Origin of the sequence: Flavobacterium turcicum (assembly GCF_011365745.1) — a bacterium.
Lineage (GTDB): Bacteria > Bacteroidota > Bacteroidia > Flavobacteriales > Flavobacteriaceae > Flavobacterium > Flavobacterium turcicum.
In genome coordinates, this window is the sequence record NZ_JAAOBY010000010.1 from 1 (window position 1) to 13,488 (window position 13,488).

General features: G+C 34.7%; 11 protein-coding genes. 2 read left to right on the top strand and 9 right to left on the bottom strand.

Annotation, left to right across the window (positions count from 1 at the left end):
- Window positions 1-360: 360 nt before the first annotated feature.
- The 4 genes from G9Q29_RS14120 to G9Q29_RS14135 form a co-directional block, all read right to left on the bottom strand.
- Window positions 361-1,377 (bottom strand): carboxypeptidase-like regulatory domain-containing protein, encoded by a 1,017-nt coding sequence (locus G9Q29_RS14120; RefSeq protein ID WP_166138844.1) that lies wholly within the window; start codon window positions 1,375-1,377, stop codon window positions 361-363.
- A gap of 9 nt (window positions 1,378-1,386) precedes the next feature.
- The gene (locus G9Q29_RS14125) at window positions 1,387-2,007 is read right to left on the bottom strand and encodes an L-threonylcarbamoyladenylate synthase (RefSeq protein WP_166138848.1); all 621 of its coding nucleotides are present in this window, start codon (window positions 2,005-2,007) and stop codon (window positions 1,387-1,389) included.
- An 85-nt stretch (window positions 2,008-2,092) separates the two neighbouring features.
- A complete protein-coding gene (locus G9Q29_RS14130; protein WP_166138850.1) occupies window positions 2,093-4,426 on the bottom strand; it encodes an ATP-dependent helicase in 2,334 nt (777 codons plus the stop codon).
- Between the two features lie 118 nt (window positions 4,427-4,544).
- The gene (locus tag G9Q29_RS14135; RefSeq protein WP_166138853.1) at window positions 4,545-5,312 is read right to left on the bottom strand and encodes a sulfite exporter TauE/SafE family protein; all 768 of its coding nucleotides are present in this window, start codon (window positions 5,310-5,312) and stop codon (window positions 4,545-4,547) included.
- A 122-nt stretch (window positions 5,313-5,434) separates the two neighbouring features.
- Between G9Q29_RS14135 and G9Q29_RS14140 the strand changes: the two genes are divergently transcribed.
- Window positions 5,435-5,956, top strand: a complete 522-nt coding sequence (locus G9Q29_RS14140) for a DUF7935 family protein (protein ID WP_166138855.1) — start codon at window positions 5,435-5,437, stop codon at window positions 5,954-5,956.
- 8 nt (window positions 5,957-5,964) lie between these two features.
- On the opposite strand, the gene G9Q29_RS14145 is transcribed toward G9Q29_RS14140, so the two are convergent.
- Entirely contained in the window at window positions 5,965-8,031 is a 2,067-nt protein-coding gene (locus G9Q29_RS14145) for a M1 family metallopeptidase (protein WP_166138858.1), read from the bottom strand.
- Between the two features lie 93 nt (window positions 8,032-8,124).
- Here G9Q29_RS14145 and G9Q29_RS14150 point away from each other — a divergent pair, with 93 nt between their 5' ends.
- The gene (locus tag G9Q29_RS14150) at window positions 8,125-8,868 is read left to right on the top strand and encodes a Dph6-related ATP pyrophosphatase (RefSeq protein ID WP_166138861.1); all 744 of its coding nucleotides are present in this window, start codon (window positions 8,125-8,127) and stop codon (window positions 8,866-8,868) included.
- Window positions 8,869-8,892: 24 nt separating this feature from the next.
- Here the strand turns inward: G9Q29_RS14150 and G9Q29_RS14155 are convergent, their stop codons facing one another.
- From G9Q29_RS14155 to G9Q29_RS14170, 4 genes are all read right to left on the bottom strand, one after another.
- On the bottom strand, window positions 8,893-10,104 hold the full coding sequence (locus tag G9Q29_RS14155; RefSeq protein ID WP_166138864.1) for a sensor histidine kinase: 1,212 nt from the start codon (window positions 10,102-10,104) through the stop codon (window positions 8,893-8,895).
- Between the two features lie 263 nt (window positions 10,105-10,367).
- Entirely contained in the window at window positions 10,368-11,852 is a 1,485-nt protein-coding gene (locus G9Q29_RS14160) for an aminopeptidase P family protein (protein WP_166138866.1), read from the bottom strand.
- A gap of 420 nt (window positions 11,853-12,272) precedes the next feature.
- On the bottom strand, window positions 12,273-12,821 hold the full coding sequence (locus G9Q29_RS14165; RefSeq protein ID WP_166138869.1) for a DUF1697 domain-containing protein: 549 nt from the start codon (window positions 12,819-12,821) through the stop codon (window positions 12,273-12,275).
- 99 nt (window positions 12,822-12,920) lie between these two features.
- Window positions 12,921-13,400: a GyrI-like domain-containing protein gene (locus G9Q29_RS14170; RefSeq protein ID WP_166138872.1), complete on the bottom strand. Its 480-nt coding sequence runs from the start codon at window positions 13,398-13,400 to the stop codon at window positions 12,921-12,923.
- Window positions 13,401-13,488: the final 88 nt, after the last annotated feature.

A 13,488-nucleotide genomic window follows, 5' to 3' on the forward strand; every position in this document is an offset into this window, starting at 1 on the left:
CTTGCAAGAACGATCCAGCAAGTGTTTAATTAATTATTTTTGTTTAATAATCTGTATCGATTATTTAGGACTAGTCAATTCATTTAAAATAAAAAAGGCAGATCCGAAGACCTGCCCTAATGTATCCTCAATTTTTCTTTAACAACCAATTAAATATAATTAAGAATAGCATACTATGAAGATTCTTTTTTTTCGCAGTTGGTGTAAATATAAAAATTTATAATAAAACTGCAACAATTTAAAATAAAACATAAGTGATAAATTTTACCAAGTTACATTTCAACTCCAATGCTAAAAAAAAGTTTCAAAACAATCAAATCTTTTAAAGTTGTTTGATTAAAAATTACAAGTAAACCTCATTTACAAGCCAAAGTCAATCGGCAACATAGTACCTACCTTTTGATCGCCTAAATCACCAGAAAAATAAATATTTTCGATATCCGTATTATTTCCAAAACGATCAATAAAAAAAGTACTAGTTTTAAAAGTTACCTTTGATTGCGAGTTCTTTTTATACAAAACATTAAATGTAGCAAAAAATGGCAAGTTGGAATCTACGTTGAGTTGATTTGTTACCACTACTTTTTTGATACCCAACGAGTCTGAAACTTTAAAATGTACATTGGGATCCGCTTGCCAACTTCCTTTAAAAAGTAAAAATTGGTCTTTCCCCCAAGAATTAGATGCTAGGTTTCGAAAAAATTGCAAATGAGACCCTTGAAAAACTTTCAATCGTTTTTTAATAATAGCGGGAGTAACAATGTGATTTTCGAAGAGCGACAAACCCGAATAGTAGGATTTGGTCACATCTTTTGAACTGATGCTTAACGTGCTAAAATGAGCCTCGAACTTGACAAGCTCGTAAGTTATCTTATAACCTAATTCATAATTAAATATCATTAAGGGTCGATATACGAAGGCCTCTAAAGTTTTAGTTTGTTTATTGTACCTTAGGCGAATATCGTCTTCATTTTGAATCACTATTTTTTTGCTAATAGAACTAGCGCCCAAGAATTGTTCTTTAAAAAGCTTCATTTTTTGTTTTCTAGTAAAGCCATCGCTTTTAATTTGAACCTCATTAAGAGCTACTACTTGCGGAAGTAAAGTTATATTCAACTCCTTAGAAAAGTTAATACCACTAAGATATAATGATTGATAACCTAAGCAACTCACTACCAATATGGAACTAGATTGAACAAATTGATTGATAGTAAATATTCCTAAACGATCTGTCACTGCACCAATAGTAGTGCCATCAAAAAACACATTTACACCTGCTAATGGTTCTTTTTTATCATTAACAACTTTGCCGCTAATAACTTGAGCGCAAAGTGATGTTGTGAATAAAAACAAAACTATAAATATTGCACTTTTCATAATCCGTATTTATAAAATATCTAAGCTACCTTTTCCTTCACGAACAACTACTGGCTCAAAATCAGATAAATCGATGATGGTGGAACCTACATTATCTCCGTAACCGCCATCAATAACAAGATCAACTAGATTTTGCCATTTTTCAAAAATCAACTCCGGATCTGTTGTGTATTCAATCACATCATCTTCATCTCGAATTGAGGTTGACACAATTGGATTTCCTAATTGTTTGACTAACTCTAGAATGATGGAGTTTTCTGGAACACGAATTCCGACTGTAGTCTTCTTTTTAAATTCTTTTGGCAAGTTGTTATTTCCGGGCAAAATAAAAGTATACGGTCCTGGCAAAGCACGCTTTAGGATTTTAAAAGTAGGCGTATCAATTTGTTTCACGTAATCGGATAAATTGCTTAGATCATGACAGATGAAAGAAAAATTAGCTTTCTCTAGCTTAATTCCTTTGATTTTTGCAATGCGTTCCAGTGCTTTTGTATTGGTAATATCACAACCCAATCCGTAAACGGTATCGGTTGGATAAATCACCAATCCCCCTTCTTTTAAAACCTTCACTACTTTTGCAATAGCGGCTTCGTTGGGTTTGTCTTCGTATATTTTGATAAACTGTGCCATTTATTTTTAAGTTTAAAGTTTAAAATGTTTAAGGTTTAGAGTGCTTTTTAATGACATCTTTAAAACTTAAACTTCAAACAAATTTTTATCCGATAATATCCAATTTCGCAAAGCGCAGCAATAATTTTTTAAGACCGCCTACTTCAAACTTGATTTCTGCTTTTTTATCAGCACCAGCTCCTTCCAAATTGAGAACTTCGCCTTTGCCAAAGCGTTCGTGCATAACCACATTACCTATTGCCAATTGATTGTCAAATAAATTACTTGTTCCTGAACCTGCATTAGAACCAACTGGTTTTAATTTTCGAACATTTATTTCTGGTTTTGGTCCTGGAGCACTTGTTTTAGGTGGCGGAGTTCCGTTAGATGGTTTCGCTAATCGCAGTTTAGATTTATCAACATCGCCAAAAATATCGCTGTCAATCATTGGTTTGAATCGGTAATTACTCTCTGCTGGAGTTAAATACTCCAAATATTGAGGATCTATTTCTTCAATAAATCGTGATGGCTCGCTATCGGTTAATTTGCCCCAGCGATAACGCGATTGCGAATAAGTTAAATACGCCTGGTGTTCGGCACGTGTTAAAGCTACGTAAAACAATCTACGCTCCTCTTCAAGCTCGCTTCTGGTACTCATACTCATGGCACTAGGAAACAAATCTTCCTCCATACCCACTACAAAAACGTGTGGAAACTCTAGTCCTTTGGCCAAGTGAATGGTCATTAGAGCCACACGATCTTCATCGCTAGTATCTTTATCTAAATCAGTGGCCAAAGCTACATCTTCCATAAATTCAGCCAAAGATCCTCTTGCACCATCAACTTCAATTTGCCCTTCGGTAAAATCTTTTATACCATTTAAAAGCTCTTCGATGTTTTGAATTTTTGCCATTCCCTCGGGAGTCGCATCTTTTTTGAGTTCTTGAATTAAACCTGTTTTTTTAGCAACATGTTCAGCCAAATAAAAAGCATCTTGGTTTTCATTAATTGCTTGAAAACTCTGAATCATAGTCACAAAATCCAATAACTTTTGTTTGGTACCGGAGTTAAGTTTTAAATCAATTCGTTCAATATTTTGCATCACTTCAAACAACGAACGCTTGTAATGATTAGCGGCAATCGTCAGTTTTTCGATGGTGGTATTCCCAATTCCTCGTGCAGGGTAATTGATAACACGAATCAACGCTTCCTCGTCTTTTGGATTCAAAACCAAACGCAAATAGCACAAAACGTCTTTTACTTCCTTCCTTTGATAGAAAGAAAGTCCACCGTAAATACGATACGGAATGTCTCGTTTACGCAGCGCATCTTCCATAGCTCTCGATTGCGCATTGGTACGATACAAAATAGCAAAAGCCCCATTGTGGAGTTGATTTTGCATTTTTTGTTCCCAAATTGTACTAGCAACAAAACGGCCTTCTTCATTATCGGTAAGGCTACGATGCACTTTTATTTTTGGTCCAAAATCATTGGCTGTCCAAACAATTTTATCTAGCTTGACTTTATTTTTATCAATAATCGTATTGGCCGCCTCTACAATATTTTTAGTAGAACGGTAATTTTGCTCCAAACGGAAAGTTTTTACACCTTCGTAATCCTTTTGAAAGTTTAAAATATTATTAATGTTCGCTCCTCTAAAAGCATAAATACTTTGAGCATCATCACCAACTACACAAATATTTTGAAATTTATCCGATAACGCGCGTACTATAAGATACTGCGAATGGTTGGTATCTTGGTACTCATCAACTAAAATATATCGGAAACGGTTTTGGTATTTGGCCAAAATTTCTGGAAAACGCGTTAAGAGCTCATTGGTTTTTAACAACAAATCATCAAAATCCATTGCGCCTGCTTTGAAACAACGGTCTACGTAATTTTGATAAATTTCGCCCATTCTTGGTTTCTTCGACATGGCATCAGCCTCCTGAAGTTCCGGATTATTGAAATAAGCCTTCACCGTAATCAAACTATTTTTAAAGTTAGAAATACGTCCTAAAACCTGCTTTGGTTTGTAAACATCACGATCAAGCTGCATCTCTTTGATAATTCCTGAAATGGCACGCAGTGAATCCTGAGAATCGTAAATAGTAAAGTTAGAAGGATATCCTAAATGCTCCGCTTCTGAACGCAAAATTCGAGCAAACACAGAGTGAAAAGTACCCATCCAAAGATTTTTGGCTTCGCCTGCTCCTACGATATCTGAAATTCTTTTTTTCATTTCTCGTGCAGCCTTATTGGTAAAGGTTAACGACAAAATGCTAAAAGCATCGATGCCTTGGTGCATCAGGTAAGCAATACGAATGGTGAGCACCCTTGTTTTTCCGGAGCCGGCACCCGCAATGATGATCATAGGACCGTCCTTTTGCAAAACAGGTTCGCGCTGGGCTTCATTGAGTTGATCGATATATTTGTGCATGTAGAATTATATAGTTTAAAAGAACAAAAATAGGCATTTTGAGCGAGCTTTGGAATATCAAAAACAACATTTACGCTGCCGCAAAAGCTAGAAAGTAACGTTGCATTAAAGATCATTTTTATTTAAAAAACACATCGTAGGCAAACCTAGTCAAGGTGCCAATTACGACAATCAAGAAAAAGATTCTGATAAATCCATTGCCCTTATTTATGGCTAATTTAGCTCCTAAAAAACCACCAAAAGCATTACTTGCAGCCATAGGCAAGGCAATACTCCAAATAATTTTTCCTTTGATAAAAAACAAACAAATAGAACCAAAATTAGTAGCTAGATTGACCATTTTGGCATTGGCACTGGCTTGTAAAAAGTCGAAACCCATAATAGCTATAAATGCGACTACCAAAAAACTTCCTGTTCCTGGCCCAATAAAACCGTCATACAACCCAATCACAAAACTGATGGAAACAGCATACCAAATTTGGGTTGTGGCAGAAGTATCTTTTGTTTTCTGTTGTCCGAAATTTTTATTTGCGTAGGTATAAATCACCAAAAACGATAGCACAACGAGCAATAAAGGTTTCATAAAATCATTACTCACATAAGTCAGTAAAGTTGATCCCAAAAAAGCGGAAGGAAGTGCCAAGGCCATCATTATTGCCAATAATTTCCAATTCATGCTTACTTTTTTAAGGTATTGGTAGGCCGCAATTGAAGTACCACTAAAAGCAGGAATCTTGAGAGTTCCAATTACAGTTGCTACGGGAAGATTAGGTAATAAGACCAATCCCATTGGAGTTTGAATCAAGCCTCCGCCACCTACAATTGCATCAATAAATCCCGCAAAAAAAGCAGCCAAACACAATAAAGGTAAAATGTAGTTTTCCATCGTTAATTTTTCAAAGCCGAGACAAAAATAATATTCCACCACCTTATTAGCTAAGAATCCTAAATTGATTTGTACCTAAAAAAGTATATTTTTGCTTTTTGATTAATACTATAACAATCGCCATGGATACTTCTAAATTAATTGACATTCTAGCTTACACAATACCATCACTTGTAACAGGCGGTGTAGCCTATTATTTTTTTACCGCTTATTTTGCAGAAATGCAGCAAACAAGAAAATTTCAGTTACAAAATGAAGCCAACAAACAAGCTTTACCACTTCGTTTGCAAGCCTATGAGCGATTGACCTTATTTTTAGAACGCATTAATCCGAATAAACTATTGTTGCGCGTTTCTCCTATTAGTGACAATAAAAACGATTATGCTAATTACCTAATCAGTCAAATAGAGCAAGAATTAGAACATAATTTGACACAACAACTTTATTTATCTGATGAAGCCTGGACAATTATTCTTACTGCAAAAAACAGTACAATTCAGATGATTCGCAAAGTAGCTAGTGAAGCCAACGTAAACAATGCCGATCAGTTACGGGAGCAATTGCTGCAACAATTTTTAGAAAAACAAACTCCGAGTCATGCTGCCTTGGCCTTTTTAAAAAATGAAGTGGCAGAAATGTGGTAAAATTGCAATTACAATTCTTTCAACAATCGGTTGAGCTGCGCTTTCTCAGTTGCCTCTAAATTAGGTTCTAAAGCAATGAAAGCGTTTCTCCATTGTGGATTTTTCAATAACAACCGAATGGAATCGCGACCAAATTTAGAAAACTGCCACATGTGGTGTGTAGTTGCCTGCACCAACTCACGTAAAACAACCTCATCAATTAACTCAAATGCAATTAGTTTTTCAAGCGCATTTTGACGGATGTTGGCCTCGTATTTTGCAGATGCGTACGATTTGAGTTCTTTAACTTTTGAATCCAAATCATTAAGATAATTTGGCGTGGTAATAGCAAGCGAAAGCCATAGTACCCTCAAATTATAATCGTTAAAACCCACCCAATTTCTTGATTGATCCAAATATTTAGATCGGTTTTCTGGAAATAAATTACATAGTGTGTACAAGGCAATTTCTTGGGTTTGATAAGAGGCGTCTTGTAATAAAGTTTCGTATTGCTCCCTAAAACTAGCGGGGAACTGCGGTAATAATTGCGCAACAACTTGCCTCAATTGCAAATCATTTGATTGCAAGGCCTTGGTGAAAAAGACAGCTTGACACTCCCACCTTTCATTTTTTAGTTGTTTGAGTACAGCTTCTTTTACGGAAAAGTACACTTGAGAATCCATAATTTTGAGTATCGAATCGAACTTTTGGTCCCAACCTACTTTTTTAAACTGCTCCACTGCCAATAAGCTTTGTATCATTTTGTTTTTCGAGAGTAATTCATTGCTTTTTGGAGTGTCAAATGCCGTACTTTCAAGCCAAATTTTGCTAAAGTTCTTTACATCATATGAAGCTACTTTTCTAACCTCTGCAAAAAAGTCATCTGTATTTACCGTTTGATATGCGTGTTTAGTGAGATAATTTCGAATGACTTTTTTAAACGCTTCGTCACCAATATCATGATGCAAAACAAATAGCGCCCAAGCTCCTTTTTGGTAAAAAGTAAGCGAACTCGCCTTCGCATTTAAAACAGGAATTGCATCCGTTCGCGAAGCATATTTTAACTGCTGCGCCGATTCGTATAATTTAAAATAAAAATAATCATCGCCATACAATTCCCTTTCTGCCAGCAAAGCAAAATAAGTAGCAAAACCCTCTTGTAACCAATGATGCGTGCTACTTTTTGCCGTGATCAAATTGCCAAACCACTGATGCGCGAGCTCATGTGCATTCACATTGGTATAACTTCGATCATTGAAACCTACTTCATCTACAACATAGCGCGAATTAAAAATTGTTGCTGTTGTATTTTCCATTCCTGCGTACAAAAAGTCTCGCACAGGTACTTGCTGGTACACTTCCCATGGATAAGGCACGCCAATTAGTTTTTCAAGTGCATCAAACAATTGCTTGTTGTAACGATAGGTCCAATCAAATCGTGCAGAGTCATTCGGCTCTAAATAAGTATGTAGTGGCACTTTCGATTTAGAAAATTCAATTCGTTTATCAAATTTCCCAATAGCCAACATCAACAAATACGAACTCATTGGTTTAGTCATTTTGTAGTTCCATGTAGCTTTATTGTCCTTTACGATTTTTTCCTTTAGAATACCATTCGAAATAATGCTATATTCTTTATCAAATTGTATAGCTAGATTAAAAACTACTTTTTCTTTGACATCATCAAAACTCGGAAACCAATGGCTTGTATATTTCCCTTGCCCTTGTGTCCAAATTTGTAAATTATCCAAAGCTGTTGATCCAACAAAATAAAGTGCTTGCTTAGGGCTACACTGGTAATTAAAACTAAGAGTATAGTTTCCTTTTTTAAAATTAGAAACTAATAATAAGGCTTTTTTGTTGTTTTGAAAAGGAACAGACTTTTTATTAATAAGTACTTCATCGAATGTCATGTTTTGTGCGTCAATGGCTATTGTGTCGGTATCTTTTAACACATCAAAAGTATAGGTTACAGTGCCCGCAACAGATTTGTTCTCTGCGTTAATCGTTAGCATTGCATTTGCGGTAGTAAAATCAACAAAATTGGTTTGTTGTGACCAAGCAAAAGAGCACATGAGTAAAAAAATATATTTCATATAAGTAGTTTCAGCAAGAGTTTCAAAGTTACAAAGGATTGCAGTACTACAGCCTGAAATTTTGTAAGTTTACCGCACAAAACATTATCTACATTGAAAACGAAAGCCTTATTTAATTGGAGCAGTGGAAAAGATTCTGCATTGGCATTATATAAAATTTTACAACAACAAGAAATAGAAGTGACTTGCTTACTTACGAGTGTAAATGAAAAATACGGGCGCATTTCAATGCATGGCGTGCGCGAAAGTTTACTGCAGCAGCAAGCTCAAAGTATCGGAATTCCGCTAGAAATAATGTATTTGCCAGAAATGCCGAGCATGGAAGTTTACGAAAATGTAATGCATGAAAAACTATCGAAATTAAAAGATCAGGGCATCACCCAATCAATTTTTGGAGATATATTTTTAGAAGATTTACGCCGTTACCGCGACGAAAAATTAGCTACGGTTGGTCTTCAAGGTGTTTTTCCGCTATGGCAAAAGTCAACGCCTGAACTCGTTCAAGAATTTATTGATTTAGGATTCAAAACAATAGTAGTTTGTGTAAACGAACGGTATTTGGATCAAAGTTTTGTTGGGCGAATTATTGATGCTTCCTTTTTAGAAGACTTGCCTGAAAATGTGGATCCTTGCGGTGAAAATGGAGAATTTCACACCTTTACTTTTGATGGTCCTTTGTTTAAACAACCAATTAGTTTTGAAATTGGAGAAACTGTATATCGAAAATATGAAAAACCAGCTACTTCAACTGCTTCAAATACAGCCTGTGATACGCATTCTAACGCTCCATATGAATATGGATTTTGGTATTGCGATTTGATAGAAAAAACAAAGTAAATAGCGCGATTTACTTTGTTTTCTTTATTTCAATCGAGGTAAACTAAATGTGAATAGCGAACCTTTTCCAATTTCTGATGAAACTTCAATACTGCCTTTATATGCTTCTACTAAGCGTTTTACAGTTGCTAAACCTATACCGCTACCTTTTTGGCCAAAACGATCTTGCTCTTCAACTACTTCAAATTCATCAAATATGATATCTTGATGTTCTGGTAAAATGCCTAAACCGTTATCCTGAACTGAAATGGTATAGCTCGCAGCTTCAGCATGAATAGAAATGGTTATTTGAATATCTTGTTTGTTATTGTACTTAATTGCATTTGAAATCAAATTGAGTAAAATTTGCTCAAGAATTGTTTTGTTGATGTATAACGCCACAACATTGGTTTGCAATGTTATTGTACAATTATCTTCAAAGGATAACAAGTTTTTTAACTCTGTCTCTAAAGTGGTCACTAAAACCTCGTCATTACTGATGTCCGAAATGCTTTCAGCTTTGCTAATTACAAGTAAGTTATCAATCATATCTTTTAGCTTCAAAGCTGAACTTCTTATAAGACCGATAACTTCAATGGCTTCACCATCAATTTTATCTTCATAACTTTCAATAAGTAGTGTCGATAGTCCTGAAATATTTGATAGTGGTGATTTTAAATCATGAGCTGCACTGTATGCAAAACGCTCCAAATCCTGATTTTTTTTCTCGAGCAAAGCAATATTTTTTTCTAACTTTAATTTATTGGCACGCAGCTCCAATAATTTCATCGTTTGTCTTGAAAGTGCTTGCAATGAATTAATCTGGCCTTCACTTAAATTTTTAGGTTCATGATCAAGAACACATATCGTACCTATAGGCAAGCCAGTATTATCATCTAAAAGAGAAACACCTGCGTAAAAAAGAATTTGTGATTCTCCTGTTACCAAAGGATTATCCTGAAAACGCGTATCTCTGCGAGTATCAGGCACAATAAAAACATTATTTGCACTATTAATTGCATGCCCGCAAAATGAAAAATCTCTTTCGTTATCATTGAATTCAGTTCCTACCCGCGATTTAAACCAATGCCTATTGGCATCAATAAAGCCAATTATAGCAATTGGTGTATCACATATTTGCGATGCTATAGCAGCTAGATTATCATAATCCTCCTCTGGTAAAGTATCCAAAATAGAATATGATTCTAAAACTTGTAGTCTTTTAACTTCTGATTGGTGTCTTTCTGGTGTAATCATTTTATTTTTTAATTTGCATCATCTCCCTTCCCCATTTTCTGAATGTTTGAAAGTAATGTTTTCAATACTTTAACAAACACATTATCAAACAAATAAGTATGCAAAAATACAATTTTATTATGTTTGCATATAAAAAAGAAAAACATTTATAACAATTTTAATACAAAGTCGAAATATTAATCCGACAAAATGCAAAATTTACCGTCAAAAAGTTTCTTTTTAGTCTGGAGACGCTATTAGACATTTATTTTAATCAATAAATATTAGTCTAATTTAGGAAGCAAAAATGAGTCCAAAATACTTTTTTCAAGCATTAATTTTTCAATTTCACTGCTACTTCTTGGGGCTTCTGCAGAGAGATTGATCGGACCTTTAGTGGTTGTTAAAATATCATCTTCGATGCGAACTGCTATTCCCCACCATTTTTTGTCGCAATCACTCCCAATTGGAATGTAAATACCTGGCTCAACCGTTACGATCATATTGGGTTTGAAGGCTTGGTAAGTTCCAGGATCATGTACATCTAAACCAATGTGATGACTTGTACCGTGTGGAAAAAATCGTCGGGCATCCATTGCTGATTTAGCAATTCCTAATCGAACTAAACCTTCTGTAATCACATTTCTTGCAGCGGCATCTGGAGCATTGAATGAATTTCCTAATTGTACTGCAGCAATACCAGCTTCTTGGGCTTGAAAAACCAAATCATATATTAATTGTTGCTCTATAGAAAATTTTCCATTTGCAGGAATTGTTCTTGTCACATCGGCAGTGTAGCCGTGATATTCTGCTCCTAAATCCATTAGAACCAAATTATTTTCGACTTTTAGCTTTGTATTTTCAATATAATGCAGAACACAACCGTTGTTTCCCGCACCTACAATTGAGGGATATCCTTCATATTCGCTTCCGTATTTCTTATACACATATTCGTGAACACCTTGTACTTCCATTTCAGACATGCCAGGATGCATCGCTTTCATGATTTCACGTTGTCCCATCGCAGAAATTCGAACGGCTTTTGTAATTAATTTGATTTCCTCATCCGTTTTTATCTCTCGCATTGCTGCCATAAAATTCAACATCGATTTCGTATCAAGCTTAGTCTTTCTTACTGGTGTTGAAGTTGTCGGATTAACGGTTTTTAATGCTGCTGGATCATTTTGAGCGTTACTTTCTTTATCAAAATCGATTTGAGTTTTAAAAGTTGAAATTAACTGGTACAAATTTGCTACTTCATTGTTTTCATCGCGAACATCGTTTTGAAACTCTTTATACAAAACAGTATCAAACTTACTGAAAGTGATTTCGGCTTTTAAAAAATCACTACCATTTTTGACTACTGCAAATCCGAGTTCTTTTTTTGCTCCCTTTATCCCTAAACGGATGCCAGTCCATTGCTCGCGTCTTGCATTTTTTTCTTGTACGTACAAAATTTCGTTAGCTGAAGTTCCGTCAGAAAGGATTTGTTTCTCAGAAAAAACAACAAGAACCGCATTGGGTTCGTTGTAACCCGTTAGGTAATAAAAATCAGGATCTTGGTGAAAAATAAAATCGACATCGTTCGCTCTATTGCGTAAAGGATTACTGAAGAAAACTGCAACCGAATTTTTTGGCATTTTTAAACGAAATGCGTCACGTTTCTCTTTGTGAAATTGTGGACTTAAATAGTCTGTTGCCTTGTTACTTTGAGCAAAAAGACTCGATACGCTGAAAATTACTGCAATTATAGAAAGTTTAAAAGTCATCTCTATGGTTTGATAAAAGTTATTTGGTAGTTGAGCGTTAATTAAAGTTTAAACATAAGATAAAATTCTGAAATTCATAGTTGAAAGTTCTTTATTATTTTTTTGCATAAAAAAAGAGCATCAAAAGATTTTCACCTTTTAAATGCTCTTTATAAAGTACTTCATTTTCTTAAAATTAACCAAACTAATCTTTATGAAAAATGTTAATGTAAGCACTCCTTTTTTTAAAAATTTTTCATTTTAAAGTATAACTAACCTATGTTTTCATTTGCAAAGGACAAACCTAAGATGTAGTTTTAAAAAAAGGTTGCGTGGAAAAAGTTTATTTTTCAAAAAAAATAATAAAACCTCCAATAATACATTTATTTACATTTGATGTTTACTTACAAAGTGATTTCCAACCAACTTAAAAGCAGGATATTACAATCGTTCTGTGTGTAACTGTAATAATTGAGTAACTGTATTCCAATTTCGAATTGTAGCTGTTACATTTAATTTTTTTTCGATGTATTTTTGATCAAAACGTGTTTTACCAGCACCAACAGCATATTTAATAAAAATTTTATTGCCGTCAATTCGGGCTTCATCTGGTTTAAATTGACTAACTTTTAAATCATTGATACTTGTATCTTTTAGCGTTGTAGAAATAAAGGCTACGTATAACTTTTTTGTATCAACTTCTTTCTCTTTCAAAAAGGGATTGTTGTTTAGGCACGCATCTAAATCAGATTTTGCAATGACAACAACAGGTACTTCATGACCAAAATTTTTAAACAATTCTTGCTTTATTTTGAATCCCACAGCCGCAGCATTGGTCTCAACTGTATCTACAAAAACATTACCCGACTGAATATAGGTTTGTACATTTTGAAAACCTGCTGTTTCGAGCACTGTTTTTAAAGCCTCCATCTTAATCATATTGTGGCCCGATACGTTGATACCGCGCAACAATGCCAAATGAGTTATCATGTTGTATTTTTTTTGGCAAATGTAAGCGCTATTTTAAAAGTAGGCGCTATGAATTTGATTTCGACTGCAAAAATTGTTCTTTGAAATAATCGAAACGCACTATTTCAATTCAATGGGAATATAAACTTCTTCTTCAGAATCAGGATTGCCACGTTGGTACATTTCTCCTAAAAGTTCAAAATGCGGACGATGAGCTAATTGATAATCTGAGTTGGGCAGCCAATCTGTAAAAATTGACTCGAAAAAAGCAGGCGCATCGGTTCCGTCTCCTTTGTAAATAAACATAGCACATAAACCTGACGGAATTGTAATGATTTCCATTCCTTCAGGTAGCGATGAATAATCAGTAACTTCTGCTACCGCCCATTTCTGAAAAGAAGTATTAGGATTAAAATTACTCCAAAAATTGGCATCAGTCATTTGAACCGATAAAAAGTGTTGCCCCAACCTATTTTCTATTTCATTTCTGCGTGGCATAAAACGCTGCCAAACTTCATGCGCTTTGTAATGTGCAAAGGACATATCTTGGCGCATTCCAATGCATCTTTTTTCTGGTATAGTTATAATTATTGAAGTCATTATAGACGTTATTTAAAATTGAAAATAAAAAATCACAAGTGCAAGTTTACTAATTTGTTCCTACACTGCGAGACCTAAAAATAAAAAA

Coding starts and splice junctions, on each gene's coding strand:
- G9Q29_RS14120 (WP_166138844.1), bottom strand. CDS start 1,377: ATGAAAAGTGCAATATTTATAGTTTTGTTTTTATTCACAACATCACTT.
- G9Q29_RS14125 (WP_166138848.1), bottom strand. CDS start 2,007: ATGGCACAGTTTATCAAAATATACGAAGACAAACCCAACGAAGCCGCT.
- G9Q29_RS14130 (WP_166138850.1), bottom strand. CDS start 4,426: ATGCACAAATATATCGATCAACTCAATGAAGCCCAGCGCGAACCTGTT.
- G9Q29_RS14135 (WP_166138853.1), bottom strand. CDS start 5,312: ATGGAAAACTACATTTTACCTTTATTGTGTTTGGCTGCTTTTTTTGCG.
- G9Q29_RS14140 (WP_166138855.1), top strand. CDS start 5,435: ATGGATACTTCTAAATTAATTGACATTCTAGCTTACACAATACCATCA.
- G9Q29_RS14145 (WP_166138858.1), bottom strand. CDS start 8,031: ATGAAATATATTTTTTTACTCATGTGCTCTTTTGCTTGGTCACAACAA.
- G9Q29_RS14155 (WP_166138864.1), bottom strand. CDS start 10,104: ATGATTACACCAGAAAGACACCAATCAGAAGTTAAAAGACTACAAGTT.
- G9Q29_RS14160 (WP_166138866.1), bottom strand. CDS start 11,852: ATGACTTTTAAACTTTCTATAATTGCAGTAATTTTCAGCGTATCGAGT.
- G9Q29_RS14165 (WP_166138869.1), bottom strand. CDS start 12,821: ATGATAACTCATTTGGCATTGTTGCGCGGTATCAACGTATCGGGCCAC.
- G9Q29_RS14170 (WP_166138872.1), bottom strand. CDS start 13,400: ATGACTTCAATAATTATAACTATACCAGAAAAAAGATGCATTGGAATG.